Origin of the sequence: Nitrospira sp. (assembly GCA_030692565.1) — a bacterium.
GTDB lineage: Bacteria > Nitrospirota > Nitrospiria > Nitrospirales > Nitrospiraceae > Nitrospira_D.
On sequence record JAUYAO010000006.1, the window covers coordinates 54,657 to 74,586 of the forward strand.

Annotated in this window: 21 protein-coding genes; 11 read left to right on the forward strand and 10 right to left on the reverse strand. The window is 60.1% G+C overall.

Annotated elements, in window-relative coordinates:
* Positions 1 to 8: 8 nt before the first annotated feature.
* Complete coding sequence (locus tag Q8N04_01915) at positions 9 to 962, forward strand: tetratricopeptide repeat protein (protein ID MDP3089406.1); 954 nt, start codon at positions 9 to 11, stop codon at positions 960 to 962.
* A 174-nt stretch (positions 963 to 1,136) separates the two neighbouring features.
* Here the strand turns inward: Q8N04_01915 and Q8N04_01920 are convergent, their stop codons facing one another.
* From Q8N04_01920 to Q8N04_01935, 4 genes are all read right to left on the reverse strand, one after another.
* On the reverse strand, positions 1,137 to 2,225 hold the full coding sequence (locus tag Q8N04_01920; GenBank protein MDP3089407.1) for a hypothetical protein: 1,089 nt from the start codon (positions 2,223 to 2,225) through the stop codon (positions 1,137 to 1,139).
* A gap of 225 nt (positions 2,226 to 2,450) precedes the next feature.
* Positions 2,451 to 2,849 (reverse strand): PilZ domain-containing protein, encoded by a 399-nt coding sequence (locus Q8N04_01925; protein MDP3089408.1) that lies wholly within the window; start codon positions 2,847 to 2,849, stop codon positions 2,451 to 2,453.
* 72 nt (positions 2,850 to 2,921) lie between these two features.
* Positions 2,922 to 3,371 carry a hypothetical protein gene (locus tag Q8N04_01930; GenBank protein MDP3089409.1) on the reverse strand — a complete coding sequence of 150 codons (450 nt, stop codon included), beginning with the start codon at positions 3,369 to 3,371 and terminating at the stop codon, positions 2,922 to 2,924.
* A 28-nt stretch (positions 3,372 to 3,399) separates the two neighbouring features.
* A complete protein-coding gene (locus Q8N04_01935; protein ID MDP3089410.1) occupies positions 3,400 to 3,792 on the reverse strand; it encodes a hypothetical protein in 393 nt (130 codons plus the stop codon).
* Between the two features lie 244 nt (positions 3,793 to 4,036).
* Here Q8N04_01935 and Q8N04_01940 point away from each other — a divergent pair, with 244 nt between their 5' ends.
* Positions 4,037 to 4,453: a hypothetical protein gene (locus Q8N04_01940; protein MDP3089411.1), complete on the forward strand. Its 417-nt coding sequence runs from the start codon at positions 4,037 to 4,039 to the stop codon at positions 4,451 to 4,453.
* A gap of 14 nt (positions 4,454 to 4,467) precedes the next feature.
* Here Q8N04_01940 and Q8N04_01945 read toward each other — a convergent pair whose 3' ends face one another.
* Both Q8N04_01945 and Q8N04_01950 read right to left on the reverse strand, forming a co-directional pair.
* The gene (locus Q8N04_01945) at positions 4,468 to 5,370 is read right to left on the reverse strand and encodes a hypothetical protein (protein MDP3089412.1); all 903 of its coding nucleotides are present in this window, start codon (positions 5,368 to 5,370) and stop codon (positions 4,468 to 4,470) included.
* A gap of 111 nt (positions 5,371 to 5,481) precedes the next feature.
* Positions 5,482 to 5,742 (reverse strand): hypothetical protein, encoded by a 261-nt coding sequence (locus tag Q8N04_01950; protein ID MDP3089413.1) that lies wholly within the window; start codon positions 5,740 to 5,742, stop codon positions 5,482 to 5,484.
* 250 nt (positions 5,743 to 5,992) lie between these two features.
* Here Q8N04_01950 and Q8N04_01955 point away from each other — a divergent pair, with 250 nt between their 5' ends.
* The 9 genes from Q8N04_01955 (at position 5,993) to Q8N04_01995 (ending at position 16,697) form a co-directional block, all read left to right on the forward strand.
* On the forward strand, positions 5,993 to 6,280 hold the full coding sequence (locus tag Q8N04_01955; GenBank protein ID MDP3089414.1) for a transposase: 288 nt from the start codon (positions 5,993 to 5,995) through the stop codon (positions 6,278 to 6,280).
* A 159-nt stretch (positions 6,281 to 6,439) separates the two neighbouring features.
* Positions 6,440 to 7,120 carry a hypothetical protein gene (locus Q8N04_01960; protein MDP3089415.1) on the forward strand — a complete coding sequence of 227 codons (681 nt, stop codon included), beginning with the start codon at positions 6,440 to 6,442 and terminating at the stop codon, positions 7,118 to 7,120.
* A gap of 224 nt (positions 7,121 to 7,344) precedes the next feature.
* A complete protein-coding gene (locus Q8N04_01965) occupies positions 7,345 to 8,892 on the forward strand; it encodes an alkaline phosphatase family protein (protein MDP3089416.1) in 1,548 nt (515 codons plus the stop codon).
* A 252-nt stretch (positions 8,893 to 9,144) separates the two neighbouring features.
* The gene (locus Q8N04_01970) at positions 9,145 to 9,516 is read left to right on the forward strand and encodes a CZB domain-containing protein (protein ID MDP3089417.1); all 372 of its coding nucleotides are present in this window, start codon (positions 9,145 to 9,147) and stop codon (positions 9,514 to 9,516) included.
* 386 nt (positions 9,517 to 9,902) lie between these two features.
* The gene (locus Q8N04_01975; protein ID MDP3089418.1) at positions 9,903 to 10,196 is read left to right on the forward strand and encodes a BrnA antitoxin family protein; all 294 of its coding nucleotides are present in this window, start codon (positions 9,903 to 9,905) and stop codon (positions 10,194 to 10,196) included.
* A 256-nt stretch (positions 10,197 to 10,452) separates the two neighbouring features.
* The gene (locus tag Q8N04_01980; GenBank protein MDP3089419.1) at positions 10,453 to 10,884 is read left to right on the forward strand and encodes a response regulator; all 432 of its coding nucleotides are present in this window, start codon (positions 10,453 to 10,455) and stop codon (positions 10,882 to 10,884) included.
* The gene (locus Q8N04_01985; GenBank protein ID MDP3089420.1) at positions 10,878 to 14,141 is read left to right on the forward strand and encodes an efflux RND transporter permease subunit; all 3,264 of its coding nucleotides are present in this window, start codon (positions 10,878 to 10,880) and stop codon (positions 14,139 to 14,141) included. Before Q8N04_01980 ends, Q8N04_01985 begins: the two co-directional genes overlap by 7 nt.
* Before the next feature lies 1 nt (position 14,142).
* Positions 14,143 to 15,342, forward strand: coding sequence for an efflux RND transporter periplasmic adaptor subunit (locus Q8N04_01990; protein ID MDP3089421.1), 1,200 nt, complete (start codon positions 14,143 to 14,145; stop codon positions 15,340 to 15,342).
* Complete coding sequence (locus tag Q8N04_01995; protein MDP3089422.1) at positions 15,339 to 16,697, forward strand: TolC family protein; 1,359 nt, start codon at positions 15,339 to 15,341, stop codon at positions 16,695 to 16,697. Before Q8N04_01990 ends, Q8N04_01995 begins: the two co-directional genes overlap by 4 nt.
* A gap of 29 nt (positions 16,698 to 16,726) precedes the next feature.
* On the opposite strand, the gene Q8N04_02000 is transcribed toward Q8N04_01995, so the two are convergent.
* Genes Q8N04_02000 through tatC form a run of 4 tightly spaced genes read right to left on the reverse strand, consistent with a single transcriptional unit; the run spans position 16,727 to position 19,901 of the window.
* Entirely contained in the window at positions 16,727 to 17,449 is a 723-nt protein-coding gene (locus Q8N04_02000; protein ID MDP3089423.1) for a hypothetical protein, read from the reverse strand.
* Positions 17,450 to 17,496: 47 nt separating this feature from the next.
* Positions 17,497 to 18,006, reverse strand: a complete 510-nt coding sequence (locus Q8N04_02005) for a peptidylprolyl isomerase (protein MDP3089424.1) — start codon at positions 18,004 to 18,006, stop codon at positions 17,497 to 17,499.
* A 19-nt stretch (positions 18,007 to 18,025) separates the two neighbouring features.
* A complete protein-coding gene (locus tag Q8N04_02010; protein ID MDP3089425.1) occupies positions 18,026 to 19,108 on the reverse strand; it encodes a hypothetical protein in 1,083 nt (360 codons plus the stop codon).
* A 13-nt stretch (positions 19,109 to 19,121) separates the two neighbouring features.
* A complete protein-coding gene (gene tatC, locus Q8N04_02015; protein MDP3089426.1) occupies positions 19,122 to 19,901 on the reverse strand; it encodes a twin-arginine translocase subunit TatC in 780 nt (259 codons plus the stop codon).
* Positions 19,902 to 19,930: the final 29 nt, after the last annotated feature.

The window sequence follows — 19,930 nt, forward strand, 5'->3', positions numbered from 1 at the left end:
CCGCCGCCATGCCAGGCCCGTCTCAGTCATTTCGCCGTGTAGGTATCGTACTCCTGGCACTCGTCGTCCTGGGGGTTCCGGCCGGCCGGAGTACTCTCGCTGCGACGCTGGCATCCCTGACCACTGAATCGGCTCCTCAGATGCTGCAGAAGAACGGCCAGTCCGAAACAGATCCCGCGGTCACACTCCTGCAACAAGGCATCGTGCTGATGGACAAGAAGAATCCCGAAGCCGCGAGTGCGGTCCTGGAACGCTCCGTGACCCTAGCCCCCGACCTCGTAGAGGCACACTATCAGCTCGGGCTTGCCTGTGAAGAATTGCACGATCCCCGACGAGCCATCACGCAGTTTGAGACGGTTTCCAGGTTGGCACCGGAACATATCGAAGCCCACTTTCGCCTCGGCCTGCTGTATGCGCAACAAGACGACCCGAGTCAGGCGATTCAATCCTTCAGCGCGATTCTTCGCATCAATCCACAGCATCACTCTGCGCGATACAGCCTCGGACTCGTGCTGAAGAAAGCCGGCCGACCTGATCAAGCCCAACGCCATTTCGAACTCGTCTTGGCGCAGAATCCGTCCCACGCCGGCGCCCATACCAATCTCGGCAACCTCTGGCACGACAAGCAGGAGCTTCAGCGCGCCGTCGCTGAATACCGGGCCGCCCTGCTCACCACGCCCGACCACCTGATGGCCCGCCGCAATCTGGCGATGGTGCTCCTCAAACAAGGAGAGATAGAAGAAGCCGTCGCCGAGTATGCCCGGGCGATTGCGCTCCATCAAAACGACCCCGTGCTGCACGCCGAGTATGCCGCGCTCTTACGCCGGGCCGGGCGCACGTCTGAAGCGGAACTCGCCTATCGCCGAGCCCTGGCGCATCTACCGCTTACCCCGGAACAGTCCGACCGCCGGATGCAGATCGAGGCCGGCCTGCGCGAACTCTATACCTCCCAAATCGAGTAGTACCGGCACAGCCTGCGCGAGCCTGCCGGCTCCCTACAGGCCCGCTCATGGCCGGTCCGCCCCTACCGGGGAAAGTCGGAACACCATCACGTGATCGACTAGGAAGCGGGAGCCTTGCTGAGGTACCGCGCCCGAGAGTACAGACATAGTCATCTCCTGTCGGGGGATCGCGCGTCAGGGAGCTTTCTGTTTCACGACGATCGCGCGGAGCAGTGATTCGAGCTTGGCCCTGGCGTCCTGGCTCGACCCGTTCGAGGTCAGCGACGCATGGAGATCGATCCAGGTTCCCGCCTGCACCCAGTGCGCATGGAGGTGGGAATTCGTGATATTCGGCACCGCGCGCTCATAGGCGATCGTCTCCCAGTTGCCCAGACGCCCGAAGACCACGCGCTCCGCGTCAGCGAGCCCATTCTTCTTCGACACCGTGACCTCGTCCGCCCAGATTTTCTGGAGGCCGGGAAACGCCTGGTCCGACTCGAACCATCCCGAAATGATCACCTGTTTGGCATCGTCGCGAAAATGAAAGTAGCGCGGATTATTGGAGGATCCTCCGATCGCGCTGTTCGTGAGCGACAAACCGCCGAGGGGAAGGCGCATGACCAGCCGGCTCGCCGGAACCGTAAGCACATGGGCCTGTTCGGTTGAGGTGATCTGAAGTGCATCGGGACGAACGGAATGCTCCTGTGCCCCCGGCGCAGCCGTCTGCCTGGTGGCCTGCGCCGCCCCTTCCAGCATCGCTGTCGCCTGCTGGTTGACCGGATCCGCCGCATCCTGCGACAAGATCGTGAACGACACCAGCAAGTCTCCCACCCGCAACATCCCCTGTTTCATCCGCTTGAACTCGCCGGGCTTCGGGGCCCGATCGGTCACCGCATAGTGGTAGCCGAGTCCCGTCGCGCCTTTCATTTCCACCACCGCCACATCGGTTTCGAGCGCCTGGGCCTTGGCCTGCGCCGCCGCCTGCTCAACCTTCTTTCGGAGGTCCGCGGCGACCGGAAGCACGGCGCCGGAACGGTCGGACCAGATGGGTGTGAGCAACACTCGAAACGCTGCGCCGCTTTCCGGAACGAAGGCAATCGTCGGAGGAAGACCGTTCGGCGGCTGCGTGACATTGTCTTTCCAGGTAGCGGGAACCTTGAGCTGGAGACTACCGTGCTGACCCAGCGCATAGTCCCGTGAAACCGTCGATTCGGCAAATACCGGGGCCGCTGCCACCATCAGACCAAGCATCATCAACACTCGAATCGCAGTGAACCGCATCACCCTACCTCCAAGAAATCAGGGAACCCACAGAGCATCATTGCTAAATGCTATCTACCCCCGCATTTACAGAGGCCAACAGTACACGAGATCGAATACGAAACCTACTCCCTCCCCGCAAACAACAACGGCAAAGATGATTCAGTACTCGACGCGAAGAGCATTGATCCAGGCTGGTTCGTGCGGGGAAGACTAGGCACACGTGTGCGGCCAACGAGGCTTCACATGTCAAACAGAGCCTACTGTCGAACTTCCCGGATCAAGCCATCCCGGGGATTCGCGTCGGCCTGAACGAACCTTCAGCAGATGAATGAGCTCGGTTCGCAGCCGGCGATTGAGCCGTTGCCTGGTCTCATCAGGCAGGCGGAGAAACTCTACACCGAACTGATGGCCCTCGACCCATTTGATCGTGCCGCACTCAATGGTCAGCGCGTGGGCCTGATCCGGAAGCAGGATACTCACACGCACGTCATTGCCACAAAGGACCTCGCGGTCGCACAGGACCGAGCACCCCTGAAACGACAGATTCGTCAGCAGCCCCTCGCCGACAAACGGCGCCCCGCCGAAGATGACCGGACAGTGGAGCGGATACCGGGGATAGGTCCGGCCATATGAAAGTGCAGCCACGGCAACCTCCGTACCCGCGGATTGTACCGAGACCGGCACGGCGGCGGTATCCTACCTAGGAAGGGGGAGGCATCAGTGCGTCGCTCCAGCCGAAGCCTCACCACGACGCAGCACCCGCAGCATCCACAAATTCCCTACATACAGGAGCGTGGAGTGGAGTGTGAACAACACCCGACCCGCGAAAAGCTGCTCAGGGTAATTCGGGTCGGTCGCCATAAACAGGAAGGGCCAGGACAACCCGATCACAATCCAGGCGAGCATCAGCAACAACCCCGTCATCAGAATGCCGTAGCCGGATGCGCGCGCCCACAGCGCAACATCAACGGTCGACATGACGGCTAGGACCAGAAAGGCATAGGCGTACAGCATGAACATGAGAAACGGCGCGCCGCTGGGTCCGGACGAATCCAGGCAGGCGTAGTAGGCGGTGCCCATCATGGCCAGAAACAGGGCGAACAACACCCCGTGCCACCAGGGCCAGGTGCCGCCTCCGAACAGGATGGACGGCCACCTGTCGTTCATTCTTGCGCCTCCGGCAGGAAAGACTCCCTCAATCGTTCACGCCGATCTCAGTGAACCGATAGCGCCCGTTCACCAGCCCGAACACAAAAATCTGCTCCCCGCAGACGACGGAATACCCGTCGAGATCGTGAACGGGTGTGACCTTCTTGAAACAACGACGCATCACCGGGCTAAACAACGTCGGATACTCGCGGAGGAAGGCCGAGCGGTCGTGCTCGATCCCGTCCAGAAGAAATGGCAACCTGGTAAGGTCGGCGACGGTCCCCCGCTGGTCCTCGACCACCGCCTGGCTGAACTGCTTCCAGAACACCCCGAACGTGTGGGCATCGGCATCCTGGGCGGCTCCGGCGACGTGGGGAAGCCCCAGCCACAACAAGAGCGTCAGACCGATGATCCATGTCCAGGCTCGTGAAACGATCATGGCACCCCGCCCCTTCCAGAGCCCTGTGGGACACCGAAAGAATCGGCTGGCAGTATACTGAATCGCCGCGCCAGCCGAAAGCCGCCATGGATGGCGCATTCACGCGGCATGAGCCCCTCAACTCCAATCCATGCCACAATGCACGCCCTCACGATGAAGCGCGCGCTTCCGGCAGCCGATTGAAAACAACCCCACGCCTGTACGACAATCGCCGAACCATTCTACTCCGCGAAAGGACACATTCATGGAAACGCCCTTGCTCGAAACACCGCCCGACAATGCGGTCCACAGCTTTGTCCAGCTCGGATACATTGCGGCCTACGATGCGCCGTTGAATTGCGATTTCGCCTTCCTCGCATACAAGGAAACCGACAAGGATTCAGGCAACTGGCGGGTGCGCATCCGCTCGACGCAGACGGTGGGGGCCGTCCTTGAAGCCCCGATGATCGCGAGCAAAGCGCGGGAAGCCGGAGCCCAAGGGAAACCGTTTTTTCTCTGGGGGTACAAACTGGAACCCAGCGCGGCGGATCAGCGTCACATCGAGTTTCGCGTCTATCAGGAAGGTGGCACACCGAAAGAACTCGAAATCTTCGTCCGGCTGAGAACGTTCGACCAGAGCGCCGACACACCGCAGAGCCTCCGCGTTCCGTGGCCGGCATAACCCCGGGCCATGCGTCAGCGTCCTTTCGCGGGTTTCAGCAGTCCGCGGAACGTCGCCCCGTCGGGATAATGCAGATCGTCCACCCCCCACGTCGTGCCCGATAATTGCAGCCGATACTCGACGAGTTTATAGCGGCCTTCCTCATCGAATCGCACTGGCACCGTCGCGCGCGAGCCGACACGCAGGACGGCTCCCACGGTAAAGCCGGTCGGATACTCCTGTGAATTGGTAAAGGGATCGCCGTTGATCACCGGCACCTCATCCTGAGGAACAGGCCGGGCGAAATAGGCAGCGATAGCCTTCGTGAGACTGTCGGTCAACATGGATGCCTTCTTTGCCACGCTGCCCTTGGTGAAGGCCATGTCTCGCGTCATATGCTGGCGTAAGAGTTCGAGCACGGCCGCTTCAGGCGAGAGCTCCAGACTGGTCCGCCGCACTTGCCACACCACATGATCCAGCCCAAGCATCGCCTCCTGCTTCGAGAAGAGATGGTAATCGAAGGATCCGTTCCGACAGGTCATGCGCCAGGTGAGAACCGGCATGGAGGTCAGACCAAGGGCTCGTGCCGCCCGCCCGGCTGGAGCCGGCAACCCCCCTTCAAAAAGCCCTTCAGCCGGCATCACGATGAACGTATTTTGCGCCTGCTCACAGGCCAAGGGATGGGGCGCCGTGACCGCTTTGCCCTCGACCAGAATGGCCTGCCCCGCTAATCCGGCGTTCTCCAACGCGGTGGTTCCAGGTTTTGCCCAAGGCGCCACGCGGCCGGATTCAATCAGCCATCGTTCCTGCGGCTGCCACGGCTCAAAGGCCCAGACCGATCCGCCCACACCGCCCAACTGTAACGTGAGCAGAGCTGTAGCCGTGCAGAGGGCACCCTCCAACCGACGACGACGACCGATAGAAATCCCCAATGACATGCTCCCACCCTTTTTCAGTCAGCCAACCAATCACAATTCTACTGATAGTCGTGGCAAGGAATGAGCAGCCTGGCCTCGCAGAATAAGTTTCCCGCCGCTTGTATTGAATTTCTACTTCGGTTTAGGAACAACCGGCCCTTTCGGCTCGCTCTGCGCCCGTTCTATCTTGCACTCGCCGTCTTCACAGGTCTTCGCCTGGGCTTCCTTCTTGTCCGCGCAAGACTTCTTGTCTTCCTGACTGATCGCATTCTCAAGGCACTTCTTAAACTCCGCACGAACAGCCGCGAGACAATCCAGGCAAGGGCTTTGGGCAGCAAGAGGCGCTGCGAAAAAGAACAATGTGAGTACCGCGACTGCAACCGTGCCACTCATGACAAAACCTCCTCTGCGAAGAGACGACGAAACACCGGTCGTTCACCGACGGATGCGTCAGGCAACTTCATTCGACAGGTATGTATAAGAGTATGAACTTATGCCCGGTAGGGAGATAGATCAAGAATGAGCACAGAGCAGCGGCGGTTCGGAGAGGAGCGGCCTGACTCCCCTTCAAGATCTCACCGACGGGTTCAGCCCCGCTTTTACGGACACCTAGTTACGGCTCATAATGGGTCAGGAGGGTGTCATGACACAGAGGCGGAGGTTTTCAGCCGAGTACAAACGTGAAGCGGTGGCGATGCTCGACGCGCCCGGTGTGAACGTCAGCCAAGTCGCCGCAGAGCTGGGGACTGGAGCAGGTGTCTTAGGGCGCTGTCGGCACGAGCTGCGTCAGGCCCGGAGGCAGGCGTTTCCGGGGCACGGGCGCCCCCGCGAGGAGGAACTGGCGCAGCTCCGTCGGGAATTAGCGCGCGTGACGAAGGAGCGGGATTTTTTACGAGAAGCGGCCGCGTTCTTCGCGAGAGCGTCGCGATGAAGTATCGGATGATCCAACGATGCCGCGAGTCGTTTTCCATCCGGATGATGTGCCGGTGTTTGCGCGTCTCTCCCAGCGGATACTACGGCTGGGCCACACGACCGCCGAGTCCGCGCGCTCAAGCGAATGCCCGCTTACTGACCTAGATTCGACAACTCCATGCCGACCAAGAAGGCGTCGTGGGGAGCCAACGAGTCTGGGAGGACCTCCGCTACATTGGGGACGGTGTGGCCGTCATTGGTGCGCTACCTCCACCTCAACCCCGCCCGACTGCAGACCCCGCTCAACCCATGGACCTACCCCTGGAGTAGTCATGCGGCGTATCTGGGAGGCGCTGGCCCCGTCACAGTCCAGACGTCGACGGTCTTGGAATCGTTGCATCGGCAGGTGGGTCCTGCTCGGCAAGCCTACCGCCGCTTTCTGAAGGACGGATTAGCCCACGGACACCAAGAACGGTTCTATGAGACCGTGGATCAGCGGTTTCTCGGAGATGAACGGTTTATCGAAGAAGCCGATCGGCGCACCGCCGCGACACGGGAGGTCTCGGTCCGCCCCCAGCGGGTGGCGTTCGCGACGCTCCTCGCTGCAGTGGCCACCGCCTACGAGGCGACACCGCAGGCGATTCTCGCGCCCGGTCGGCACCGGGCATTAGTCCCGGCCCACGCCACGCTGGTGGGACTGGCACGGAGATGGAGCCTCCTGACCACTCGGGAATTGGGGCGGCGGTTGCACCGCGATCCGTCCATGATCAGCCGTCTGGCCGCTGCCTATGCAGCCCACCCCGCTATGAAGATTGAAGCGCAGATTCACCGATCCATCCAACCTGGATACCCCTCATAAGTCCATACTCATGCCTGCCCCCGGTAAGACCATCAGGCCGAGGTGGCCCCCCTGCATGAACCTCTAAAAAGAGGCGCAAACGCGCAAACCACAGACCGGCCAGCGTCATGATTGCGGCTTGCTCGTCGCCTTTAGTCGGTCTAGCTTAATACCAGCATTTGTATGCGATCTGCCCTGCGTCATGCTATTCAGTAAGAACCAAATCTTGTTGATTGGGGATAGGAATGGGAAACCATATTGCACCTCAACTCCTGATCGGGCTTGATGCTATGGAGTGGAATCTCGTCGAGAGATGGGCAGCCGAGGGAAAGCTTCCGACTTTTCAACGATTGCTTAAAGAAGGCCTACACGGAGAATTGAGGACAACTTCCGCGCAGTTGCCGGACACCGTCTGGGCCTCGATTTGTACCGGAACGAATCCTGGCAAGTTTGAGAAGTACTTCTATGCCCAGTACGACCCTCGTTCCGGAAACCTTAGAAACGTTCCTGATGATGCTATCCATGGAGTCCCCTTCTGGGAGTATCTGAGTGAATCCGGTAAGAGGGTCAGTATCGTTGACGTTCCCAAGTTTCCTTTGAGCCGACGGATCAACGGGTTACATCTCACCAACTGGGGCGCGCATGCCACGAAGACGGCACGTGCCTCATCTCCCGAATCTTTGCTTGGCGACATCGATGGATTATTCGGACGTCATCCCGTTGGAGATTGCGACGCGGTCGATGAAAAGCCTCAGGCCTTATACGACCTACGACGGCGAACTCTAGCGGGGCTGCGATTGCATGGCGAGCTGTTCCGCTGGCTGATGGAGAAAGAACCGTGGGATATTTTTTTCGCGGGGTTTTCGGCGCCGCATTGCATCGGCCATCACTTCTGGCATTACATGGACCCGGACCATCCCCGCCATGACCCCTTAGATCCTCATAAGCTGAACGATACCATCGAAGTGATATACCGTGCGCTGGACAACGAGATCGCAAAGATGCTCACGCTGGCGGGAGACAATGTCCAGTGTCTCATAGTAGCGGGACACGGAATGGGGCCCATGTATCATGCGTCCTGGCACCTGAATGAAATATTGGATTTACTGGGCTATGGTCAGGCTTCTAAGAGGGGATTAACTACCCAGAAGATTCGGGAAGGGCATGTGAATCCCTGGCGATTGTTAAAGATGATCCTGCCCGGCAAGGTGCAATACGCCATCAAGGCGGTACTACCTCAGCGCCTGCAGGATGAGCTTATTTTTAGATGGTATGCAGGCGAACGCAATTGGGCGGGTCGCCGGGCTATTGCAGTGCCCAACAACGACTCTGTGGGTGCTATCCGCATCAATGTTGTAGGCCGTGACAAGTACGGCGTCGTACAGCCTGGCGAGGAATATGAGCGCGTATGCCGTGAGATCTCGGATGCATTGTATGAAATACGCGATCCTAAGAGCGGCCGGAAGGTGGTCAAGCATGTCACCTTAACGCATCAGGAGTTTCAAGGACCTTACCTGGATCAGCTCCCCGACCTGACCGTGTTATGGGACCAATCTTTCCCTTGGGATTCGGTTCAATCCGTCCGCTTAGGCACGTTGCATCTTCGACGACAGGATGCGAGAAGCGGTAGTCATTCGCCTCATGGCTTTCTTTTGATGCACGGGCTGGGAGTGCCTGCAGGCCGTGCGGTCTACGGACACTCAATATACGACATTGCTCCGACTGTGCTTCAGCTGGCAGGCATACCGATTCCCCGTCATATGGACGGAAAACCTCTCGATCTGTGCTACTGAAAACAAAGGGGTCGGGAGTCTTTTCCTGCCTGGGCGACGAGATACAATCCAGCCCATCCCCGTTTGTCAGCACGCATCCTGACTTCTCCTGCCCTGCCCCTCCTCCGCGGACTAATAACTCAATCGTCAAGCCGTGCTGAACGGAATAGACCCGATAGCCAGGCATACATTCCTAAAACTCCCCTACTCAATCCCCTCAAGATCCCAGCCGATAAGGCCATTGTCGTATCACCACTTCATTGGGAGGAATTCATGTCGAACATCCTTGAGCAGATCGACAAAGCCATCGGCGCGCATGGGGCCTGGAAAGTGAAACTACGCCAGAACATCGACGGGACCCTGAGCCTCGTCCCGGCGGAAGTCAGCGTCGATAACCGATGCGAGTTCGGCAAATGGCTATACAGCCTCACCGGCGCGCAGACGTCTGACCCGCATTACAAAGAGGTGCTGGCCTTGCATAAGGCCTTTCACACTGCGGCAGGAGAGGTCGTATCGAAGGTGATGAAAGGCGACAAGCCCGGCGCCGAAGCCTCGATCGGCCTGAACGGCGCCTACGCGTCTGCCTCCTCCAAACTCACCGCGAAGATGATGGAATGGAAACGCGCCTCCACGAAGGCCGCCTGATTTCTTGCTCTGGAGAAATTCCCTTGCCCTATGGAATTTCTCCAGGGCAACTCCCCATTCATCAGGTCAGCATGCGTATTGATCGGAAACGCAGCGGCGTGACGGCACACGACCCCACTTCCAACTCCCGTTCATCAGCCATCTTGCAGACAGCTCACGTTTGGTATATACATAATTGGTGTTCGAATGGGACACCAAGAAAGCCGCCAGTAACAAGACCAAGCACGGGGTCTCCTTTGAAGAAGCCGGTACGGCCTTCTTCGACTCGGCCGGCCTTGACGGCGAAGATATCGACCATTCAACCACGGAAGTGAGACGATTCAGACTGGCGCAATCGGCAACCGGAAACATTCTCGTCATCGTGTATACCCTCAGGAGTCACGGCCATGAAAAAACTATCCGCGTCATCAGTGCGCGATTGGCAAACCGAAAAGAAAAAAAACGCTACCAAGAAGCGAACGATTGATTATTCGGACATCCCTCCGCTATCCGACCGGCAACTTGCCTCTCTGCGTCGAGTGGGACGACCTCCATTGGGAGCGGAACGGCGGCAACTCATTGCCATCCGACTCGACCCCACGGTGCTTCGATGGGTGAAATCTCTCGCAGCTGAGCGGGGGGTCCCCTATCAATCCCTCATCAATGACTTGCTGGCGGGAGAGATGAAGAAGGCAAGCTAGACTCACCGCCTCCTCCAAACTCACCGCGAAGATGATGGAATGGAAGCGCGCCTCCACGAAGGCCGCCTGACTTCTTGCTCTGGAGAAATTCCCTTGCCCTATGGAATTTCTCCAGAACTCTTCCCCCTTCATGCGCCGGCCATCACTCGCTAATCGAATCAACTTATCAGCGTAAGCATATGTTTCAACAGGACTTAACATCGCTTCGCACACCCCGTCACTCCCCGGCATAGTCCCTGCGATACCGCTCTCTATAATGGTGACGCACTCTTCCATTCTCCTGATCGACGACAGCCCCGGCGAGCGAGAGCTGTTTCGCCTGGCACTGAAGCAGACCGGCCTCGACGTCGCCCTCTTTACCGAGCAGGATGCCGAGACAGGCTTTTACTTTCTGAACAGCCCTGCAGACCTCCCCACATTCATTCTCTTGGACTGGCACCTCGGCAAGCAGCGGGGCGATGAGTTTCTGAAACGGCTGCGGGCGGACTCGCGCCTGACCACTATTCCTGTCGTCGTCTTTACCACCTCCGACGATGCGTCCGACCTCTCTCTTGCCTATGCCAGCGGAGCCAATGGCTATGTCGTCAAACCAGGAACCTTTGCCGAACTCATTCAATGCACGAGCGCAATCTGCCGATACTGGCTGGAACGGAACCGCGTGCCTCAGATGGTAGAAACCCCATGCTGACCAAAGCTGCACTGAAGAACCCCTACGCCGTCTTCGCCGTCTGCATGATCGCGCTGATCCTCGGCGCCGTGTCCTACAAGAAGATGCGCGTGGACATCTTCCCGGAAATCAAAATCCCCTCCATCCTCGTTACCACTTTCTACCGCGGCTTGAGCCCTGGCGAGATGGAGGGCGCCATCACCCTCCGCATGGAACAGCGCTTCGTCGAAGCGAGCTACGTCGAACATATCGAGTCCCAGTCGCTCGCGGGGATGAGCTACATCAAGGTCTTCTTCCAGCCCGAATACAGCATCGACTCGGCGCAATCGGAGCTGACCAGCCTGGCCTATAGCATCATCCGGCTGCTGCCGCCCGGCGTCTATCCGCCCTCGGTCTATAAGTTCGGCGTCTCCAGCCTGCCGGTAGGCCTGCTCTCCGTGAGCAGCGATACGCTCGGTCCGAAAGAAATCCGCGATCTGGCCTACTTCACCGTGCGCCAGCAGATCGCCAACATCCCCGGCATTTCCTTCGGCCCGCCGCTCGGCGGGAAAGTCCGGCAGATCACCGTGTTCATGGATCAGCAGCGTATGCTGGCGCGCGGCGTGTCGCCCTCCGACGTGGTGAAGGCGATCAATGCGCAGAGCGCGATCATTCCGGCAGGCAACGTCAAGCTGGGCGATCTGGACTATTACGTCTACTCCAACAGCCTCATCGACGTGGTGGACCAGATCAACGACATCCCCATCAAGGTGGTGAACGGCACGCCGATTCTCGTCAGGGATATCGGCACAGCATCGGACAGCGCGGCGATTCAAACGTCGATCGTGCGGGTGAACGGCCGCGAGGCGACATATCTCCCGATCACCCGGCAGGAAGGCGCCAACACGCTGGAAGTGACGGACGGGATTCGCGCGAAACTGCCGAAACTCACGGAAATTCCCGCGAACACCTCGGTGAAATTCATCTACGATCAATCGCTCTATATCCGCCAGGCCATTGCCAATTTACAGACGGAAGGGTTGCTCGGCGCCGGCTTGGCCGGCCTCATGATCTTCCTCTTCCTGCGCAGCATCAAAGCGGCGCTCGTCGTCGGCCTGGCCATTCCCCTTTCGCTGACCGCCGCATTGGTCGCCCTCTATCTGACCGGCCAATCGGTGAACATCATGACGCTGGGCGGATTGGCCCTGGTTATCGGGACGTTGCTGGACAACAACATCGTCGTGCAGGAAAACCTCCATCGCCATTTGCTCATGGGCAAGAGCGGCCGTGTGGCGGCCGAAGACAGCGCCATCGAACTGACGCTGCCCATTCTCGTGGCCACGATCTGCATTCTGATCGTCTATCTGCCGATCGTCTTCTTCTCCGGAATCATCAAGTATCTCTTCGTGCCGCTGGCCATGACCGTGGCTTTTGCCATGCTGGCCGACTATGCCGTCTCCATGACCGTGACACCGGTCGTGCTGACGCGGCTCTATCAGCATGGGCATGGCAACGGGTCGCAGGAAGAAGAAGACGCCAAAGACTGGTTTCGCTTCGTGCTGGCGCTCTATGAGCCGGTCCTCCGCGCCGGCGTCCGCTTCAAGGCCCTGGTGATGCTCCTGGCGCTGCTCGCGCTGGTCGGCACCGGCGCACTGCTGCTCCCCCAACTTCATACCGAGTTCTTTCCCCGAGTCGACGCCGGTAACTTCACGATGACCGTCAGCGCGCCGGAAGGGTCTCGCATCGAGAAGACCACGGCGATCGTGGCCGATCTCGAAAAGCTCGTGCAAGACACCATCCTCAAGCAGGATCTGGAGGAAGTGGTCTCCAATACCGGCCTCTACTTCGGCGATGCGGCGCGCTTCGCGCCCAATACCGGCAACCATACCGCCTTTATCCTGGTCAATCTTGTCACCGGGCATGAAGGCCGTACCGACGACTACATCGCCACCCTACGCACGAAAGTCCGCCAGGCACTCCCCGGTGTGGAAGTGAGCTTTTCAACCGGCGGCATCATCAGCGACGTGCTGAACTTCGGCCTGCGTGCGCCGATCGACATTCAAGTCAAAGGCCCCCGGCTGGATCTGATTCGCCCGGTCGCCGAACAGATCCGCGACAAGGTCGCGCAGGTGGCCAATACGAGCGACGTGCGCATCAAGCAGGGCAAGAGCTATCCGGAACTGCACGTGAACGTGGACCGGACGAAGGCCGCCTACTACGGCATCACCCAGGACCGCGTCATCGTGGATGTCATCACCGGCATCAGTTCGAACATCGCCTTGAGCCCCAATTACTGGCTCGATCCCAAAACCGCCAACGGCTACTTCCTCCTCGCGCAATATCCCGAACAGTCGCTCACGAAGACGGAAGATCTGCTGAACATCCCGATCATCGGCGCGCGGACCCCGCTGAATCCGACATCTTCACTGACCACCGCCGGCAGTGGCGGGTCGATCGTCGCGCTGCAAAATACGCCGTTCGCCGGACGCAACCTGGACCTTTCGAACGGCTTCTACGCCTCGGACGACCGGCGCGGCCCGCCGGTACTCTTGCGCGATGTGGCCTCGCTGGAGATGAAGACCGGGCCGGACAGCGTCGACCATTACGACCTCTCCCGCTTAATCAACGTGCTCGTCACGCCGGTAGGCAACGATCTGGGCCACGTCGCCGCGGATATCGAACGGGTGCTCGCCACCGTGCCACTGCCGAAAGATGTCACGATCGCCATCAAGGGCGAGGTCGCCAACATGCGCAGCGCCTTCAGCAACTTCGCGCTGGCCCTGCCGCTGGCCGTGCTGCTGATCTATCTGGTGATGGTCGGGCTGTTCCGCTCGATGATCGATCCGCTGATCATCCTGATCGCCGTGCCGCTCGGCTGGATCGGCACCGTCCTCATGCTGCACCTGACCGATACCTCCGTGAACGTGGAGTCGATGATCGGCACCCTGATGATGATGGGCATCGTCGTCTCCAATAGTATTCTCCTGGTCGATTTTGCGAACCGCATGGTGGCATCCGGTGCTTCCGCCGAACAAGCCGTGCTGGAAGCGGGCAAGCGGCGCATCCGGCCGATTCTCATGACGGCGCTCGCGACGATTCTCGGCCTGCTGCCGCTCGCCCTCGGCTTCGGCGAAGGCAACGAAACCATGGTCCCACTGGCCCGCGCCGTCGTCGGCGGCCTGGCTGTGTCCACCGTGATGACGTTATTGGTCGTGCCGGTGTTGCATGCGCTGGTGCTGGGGCGACGCGTTCCCGTCGGCGCCGCTCCTGAACCGGCTGTGATGGAAGAGGATAGCTAAGATGATACTGAACCGGACGGTCTGCTACATGGCCCTGTTGCTCTCGACGCTCTCCGGCTGCCAGCGGGATGAACCGCCGCAGAAGGCTGCCTCCAACGGCGCCGCCGAGAACGGCGCCCCGGTCGTGACCGATACCCAGCCGGTGGATGTGCAGGTGACGAAACCGGTCAGGCAGCCGCTGGTCTACACGATCACCCTGCCGGCCAATATCAGCCCGCGCTATCAAACCACGCTCTACGCCAAAGTCTCCGGTTATCTGAAGTGGATCGGTCCGGACAAGGGCGATCACGTGAAGAAGAGCCAGGTCGTCGCGATCATCGATGCGCCCGAAGTGGAAGAGCAGTACCAGCAGGCGGTGGCCGACTACAAGATCAAGAAGATCACCTTCGAACGCTTGGACAAGGTGCTGCACGAATCGCCGGATGTCATCGCGAAGCAGGATGTCGATGTGGCCGAAGCGACTTACGAAGGCGCGAAGAATCTCATGCAGCAGCGGGCCGCCATGCGCGAGTACACCAAGGTGCGCGCGCCCTACGACGGCATCGTCACCGCCCGCTTCGCCGATCCCGGCGCGTTGATCCAGATCGCGACATCGTCCGCGACCAATGCGATTCCCCTCTTCACCGTCATGGATCTGGATACGGTGCGGGTCTATGCCAACGTGCCGCAGGACGAATCCTCCTGGATTGTTCCCGGCAAGACGACGGCGAGGGTGCTCTTGAAGGAACTGCCGGATCGCTCCTTCGCCGGCACGATCACCCGCTCCACACTCGCGCTCGATCCTTCCACCAGGAGCTTGCTGGTGGAACTCGACCTGCCCAATCCCGACCATGTCTTGCGGCCCGGCACCTACGCCGAACTGGCCTTGGATCTGCGCGAGATTCCCGATGCGCTGGCCTTGCCGCCGCAAGCCGTGACCAGCGGCCAGAAGGGCAAATCCGTGTTTATCATCGCTCACGGCAAGGCGAACTCCGTTCCGGTACAGACCGGCATCACGAACGGGACGTGGATCGAGATTACCAACGGGCTCGACGGCTCTGAAGATGTCGTGGTGGTCGGCAAGCGGAAACTTCTGGAAGGCTCTCCCGTGCAAGCCGCCCCGTTCAAAATGCCGGACGCCAAACCCTCACAGCAGAAATTCGACCGGCGCTCGGCAGGCCAGCCGCCCTCACCGACGCCATACGAAGGAGCCAAACCATGATGACCACTCGACCGGCCGCACTCTTCTTCACCCTGATGCTAGCACTCCCCTCGCTGGCGACAGCGCAGCCGACCGGTTCAACCGACGCAACCGCCAAAGGCCGCTTTCTCGGTCTGCAGCAGGCGATTGAAACCGGCTTGCAGAACCATCCGATCGTGCAGGAGGCCAACGCCGGTCTCGCCGCCTCCAGCGCCAGGACGGATCAAACCAAGTCGCTCTACTATCCGCAAGTCTTTGCCAATGCCGACGGCGCCGCCGGGGCCGGCCGCCTCAATCCCCGCTTCCTGATCGGCGGCGGCCTGCTCCAACCCAACTTGAGCACCTACACGGCCGGCGTGCTGGCGAGCCAACGGATCTACGATTTCGGCTTTACGAAAAACCTGGTGGAATCGTCCCAATACGGCGAGCGAGCCCAGGAGCAGGACGTCAACGCCCGGCGCGCGCTCGTGATCGTCTCCATTCAACGCAGCTATTTAAACAGTCTCAAACGCCAGAAGCTCGTCCATATCGCGGAAGAAACGGTGCGGGAACGCGGGATCATTACCGGCCAGATCGAGACGCTCTATCGCCAGCAGCTCAAGTCCAAACTGGATCTGGACCTGGTCAAAGTGGAGTTGGTCAATGCGGAATCGCTGCTCGTCCGCAGCCGGAATGATTTGAAGTCCAGTTTCGCCGACCTCAACCGCACGATGGGCATCGCCGGATCGGAGGATTACACGCTGGAAGACGTCACCACCGATGTGAAAATTCCGCGCGCGCTGGGGGAGTTGATCTCGGACAGCCTGGCCCACCCTGAGCTGAAACGGGCCAAGGAACAGACCGCCTCGGCCGAGGCGAAGAAACGGGCCATGAAGAGCCAATACCTGCCGACCGTCTCCGCCATCGCGAGCGGCGGGTACTACGACACCTTCGACCCCAACCGCAATGTGGCGACGGGCGGCTGGTGGGCGGCGGGCGGAATGGTCTCCATGCCGCTCTTTACCGGCGGGCTCATCGAGAATCAGGTGAAAGAAGCGGCGGCGCAACAGGCTGCAGCCCAGGCCCAGAGCAGCAACATCGAACAAGCCCTCACGCAACAGGTCACGAACGCCTACCTCGACACCGTGACCTTCGCGCAGCAGATCAAGCTGGCGGAGGAATTGGTCAAGACGGCGCAGGAAGCCTTGAGTCTCGCCAAGCAACGGTACAAACTCGGTCTCGGCACGATCGTGGAAGTGACGCAGTCGGAGGTGGGGCTCACCACGGCGCAAACCAAACTGGCCGAGGCGCAGTACGATTACAAAATCGCCGAAGTGACACTGGCCTACGCCGCCGGCGGCAGCGCGCAGTTGCAAATCGACCCCACGATTCGATAGCAGACTGGTGAAAAGGCCTGCCGGTCAGATCAGTTCTCCGGCTGGTTGCCGGAGGTCGTGGAAGACACCGCCGGCGGAGGCGGCAACTTGCTGAGATCGATGACCACTTCGTCCGCCCCGTTGGCCAGCACGCCGTCGATCCAACTGCTCTGCGTGCGCCGCATCGCTTCGTGCGGCTGAAAGAACAAATCAAACCCCTTCGCCGCCGTCGGCCGCATCGGATAACGCCGGTCGTAGATCATCCCATAGGTGGGAATGCCGTAGACGATCTGCCAGTTTCCCAAAATCAGATGCAGTTCCGTGCCCTTCATGTACAGCCCGCCCGACGTCACGACCCGCTTGGTCGAGGCTTGCGGCTCGCTCAGATAGAAGGTCACCCGCTCGTTGGGCTTGGCCTGCGCCAGCGCCTCCGCCAGTTGCGCCGACAGGAGCGCAATCTCCTGATCCTGAAACGCCGCCTGAAACGGCGCGTCTCCCACAATCCACTTCTGCAGCCAGATCCGATGCTCCTGAATGACCAGCCCTTGCAAGAGGGGCCGCAGCACGTCCGGCCCCAGCGCCGCCGGATGGTTGTTGTGGCTCGGCGGCCACTCCACGAGATAACCGCGATCCGCTTCCAGCCGCACATAGTTCACGGGATCTTCATAAATCGTCCGTGACGGCACCTGCGGAATCGCACAGCCGACGAGGAACAAAAGGAACAGTGACGCGTGACCCGTGACGCGTGACAGACTAGACAAACACTTCTGCAAGGCGCTCATCTTCCCCACTTGTCACCCGTCACCCGTTACCTGTCACATTACTCGGTGATCGTAACGGTCATCTCGACGCGTTCGAGGGGATTGTCGTTCCCGTCGCGTTTCATGTTGACGACTTTATCCGCCACGTCCATGCCAGTCACGACTTCGGCAAACACCGTGTACTGCCAGTCCAGGAAATTGGCGTCCGCCACGCAGATGAAGAATTGCGAGCCGGCGCTGTCCGGATCGTTCGAGCGGGCCATCGAGACGATGCCGCGCTTATGCGGCTTGCTGTTGAACTCCGCCTTCACTTTATGGCCGGGGCCGCCCATGCCGTGCATCGACCGGTCTGGGTTCTTGCTGTTGGGATCGCCGCCCTGAATCATGAAGCCGGGAATGACGCGGTGGAAGGTGGTCCCGTTATAGAAGCCCTTCTTCGCGAGATCCGTAAAGTTCTTCACATGGCCCGGCGCCACGTCGGGGAAAAATTTCAACACGATCTCGCCCAACGCCTGCCCCTTGCTCGCCACGCTGATCGTCGCCTTCGTCGCACTGCCTGCGTCTGCCATATCCTGATCCTTTCATTGGTTATCGAAAACGAAATGGCGGCGGGGCCAACCCCGCATCCAATCCCTGGTTCACTGCCACCCAGCTCTGTCCATCGTCGCTGCGAAACACCCCGGAACTTGTCCCGACGTACAGCGACCCCGTCCCGCCGCCGGTCATCACTTGAATCGAGAGGTTCGTCAGCCCTTTATTCAGCGGCGTCCACTGCCGCCCCTTGTCGATCGTTTTGAAGATGCCGTTCCCCGTGGCCACGATCAGGCCTTCGTCGATGATCACGATGCCGCGAATGGAGTCGTTGGGCAGGGCGCGGCTGATCGCCTTCCAGCTGGACCCGCCGTCTCCGCTGCGAAACACACCGCCGTCGAAGGTGCCCGCATAGATCCCCTGCTCCCGGTCGATGGCCAGAACCCGGATGAAGTTCTCGATCATGCCCTCATGGTCTTTGAGACCCTGTTGCATACGGACCCATCCGGCGGCGTTCTGCTTGAACCGGAGAATACCCTTGCCAGAGGTGCCCGCGAAGAGCGTGCCGTCGGTCGACCGCACCAGCGCATGGACCAGTACATCGTCCAACCCGGTGGTCACGATCGTCCATTTATCGCCGGCTGCGTTCAAGCGATAGGCTCCGCCAGACGTCCCAGCATAGAGCCCCTCGCTGGTGACCAGCAGAGCCTTAATCTCCAGCCGCTTCAGCCCGTCGTTGATCGACTGCCAGGACTTGCCCTCGTCTTTGGACCGGAACACGCCGCCGCGGAACGTCCCGGCATAGACCGCTCCGTCCCGCCCGGTCGCCATCGTCAGAATGAAGGGATCGTTGACGCCGGCGCCGACGCCCGTCCAGGTGCTCCCCCGGTCGCTGCTGCGGAAAATGCCGTTCCCGAAGGAGCCGGCATAGATCGTATCTTTTCCGGAGAGTGTCAGCGCCTGCACACTCGCAATGGTCTGCCCGAACGGGCCGTCCGGCCCGAATGCGTCACCGCCCTGGATTTGCCCGTGCGGGGACGGCATGTCCAGCGGCGGAGCCGGCGGCTCCGCCCCGGAGGGAAGCGCGGCCAAACCGCAGAGCAATAAACCGGCAGAGAGGATGCAGCTGAAAGATTTCATCAGAGCCATTTCCTTAGCGCATCCGCGTTCCCGCGGTTCCGATCGGCAGATCCGGATCCAACGGAAGATCGATGCCGCCGTTGCCGTCTTTGCCGCGCCCGAACATCCAGGCGCCCAGGATCCCGATTTCATATAACACCATCATCGGCACCGCCATCAAGAGCATGGTAAAGAGCGTCGCATCCGGGGTGACAATGGCCGAAATGATTAAGGCCGCCATGATCGCGTGCTTGCGATACTGCGCCAACTGCTTGGCCGTGACGACACCGGCAAGCGCCAGCAAGGTGAGCGCCAGCGGCAATTCGAACGCACAGCCGAAAATCAGCAGGAACTTCACGTTGAAATCGATATAGGTCCCCACGCTCAATTGCGGCGTGATGTCCCGATCCATACCGAAGCTGACGAAGAAGTCGATGACCAGCGGCAGGATGACCAGGTTACAAAAGATCAACCCCAGGATGAACAAGCCCCCGGCCAGCAGGAACAGCGGAATCGCCCAGCGCTGTTCTTTCTGCAGCAACGCCGGCTCGACGAACTTCCAGAACTGATAGAAGATCACCGGAAGGCTGACGATCACCGCGGACAGAAAGGACACTTTAATGGAGGCAAACAGCGCTTCAGTCGGGCCGTAAAACACCAACTGATTGGGAAAGGGCCGGTTCAGCCAGGCGACCATATCGGCGGAAAACGAAAAAGTGGCGATGAGCGCGACCAGCAGGGTGGCCCCGATAATGATCAATCGCCGCTTGACGGTACTGATATGAGCGGCAAGCGGGTTGATAAACTGAGCCATGATGTGTGGGCACCCGGCCGCCGGACCGA

What these genes read in the sequence shown, in the direction of transcription:
- Q8N04_01915 (MDP3089406.1), top strand. Translation starts at nt 9, where the DNA reads ATGCCAGGCCCGTCTCAGTCATTTCGCCGTGTAGGTATCGTACTCCTG.
- Q8N04_01930 (MDP3089409.1), bottom strand. Translation starts at nt 3,371, where the DNA reads ATGAACGACAGGTGGCCGTCCATCCTGTTCGGAGGCGGCACCTGGCCC.
- Q8N04_01935 (MDP3089410.1), bottom strand. Translation starts at nt 3,792, where the DNA reads ATGATCGTTTCACGAGCCTGGACATGGATCATCGGTCTGACGCTCTTG.
- Q8N04_01940 (MDP3089411.1), top strand. Translation starts at nt 4,037, where the DNA reads ATGGAAACGCCCTTGCTCGAAACACCGCCCGACAATGCGGTCCACAGC.
- Q8N04_01945 (MDP3089412.1), bottom strand. Translation starts at nt 5,370, where the DNA reads ATGTCATTGGGGATTTCTATCGGTCGTCGTCGTCGGTTGGAGGGTGCC.
- Q8N04_01950 (MDP3089413.1), bottom strand. Translation starts at nt 5,742, where the DNA reads ATGAGTGGCACGGTTGCAGTCGCGGTACTCACATTGTTCTTTTTCGCA.
- Q8N04_01955 (MDP3089414.1), top strand. Translation starts at nt 5,993, where the DNA reads ATGACACAGAGGCGGAGGTTTTCAGCCGAGTACAAACGTGAAGCGGTG.
- Q8N04_01960 (MDP3089415.1), top strand. Translation starts at nt 6,440, where the DNA reads ATGCCGACCAAGAAGGCGTCGTGGGGAGCCAACGAGTCTGGGAGGACC.
- Q8N04_01965 (MDP3089416.1), top strand. Translation starts at nt 7,345, where the DNA reads ATGGGAAACCATATTGCACCTCAACTCCTGATCGGGCTTGATGCTATG.
- Q8N04_01970 (MDP3089417.1), top strand. Translation starts at nt 9,145, where the DNA reads ATGTCGAACATCCTTGAGCAGATCGACAAAGCCATCGGCGCGCATGGG.
- Q8N04_01975 (MDP3089418.1), top strand. Translation starts at nt 9,903, where the DNA reads ATGAAAAAACTATCCGCGTCATCAGTGCGCGATTGGCAAACCGAAAAG.
- Q8N04_01980 (MDP3089419.1), top strand. Translation starts at nt 10,453, where the DNA reads ATGGTGACGCACTCTTCCATTCTCCTGATCGACGACAGCCCCGGCGAG.
- Q8N04_01985 (MDP3089420.1), top strand. Translation starts at nt 10,878, where the DNA reads ATGCTGACCAAAGCTGCACTGAAGAACCCCTACGCCGTCTTCGCCGTC.
- Q8N04_01990 (MDP3089421.1), top strand. Translation starts at nt 14,143, where the DNA reads ATGATACTGAACCGGACGGTCTGCTACATGGCCCTGTTGCTCTCGACG.
- Q8N04_01995 (MDP3089422.1), top strand. Translation starts at nt 15,339, where the DNA reads ATGATGACCACTCGACCGGCCGCACTCTTCTTCACCCTGATGCTAGCA.
- Q8N04_02005 (MDP3089424.1), bottom strand. Translation starts at nt 18,006, where the DNA reads ATGGCAGACGCAGGCAGTGCGACGAAGGCGACGATCAGCGTGGCGAGC.
- Q8N04_02010 (MDP3089425.1), bottom strand. Translation starts at nt 19,108, where the DNA reads ATGAAATCTTTCAGCTGCATCCTCTCTGCCGGTTTATTGCTCTGCGGT.
- tatC (MDP3089426.1), bottom strand. Translation starts at nt 19,901, where the DNA reads ATGGCTCAGTTTATCAACCCGCTTGCCGCTCATATCAGTACCGTCAAG.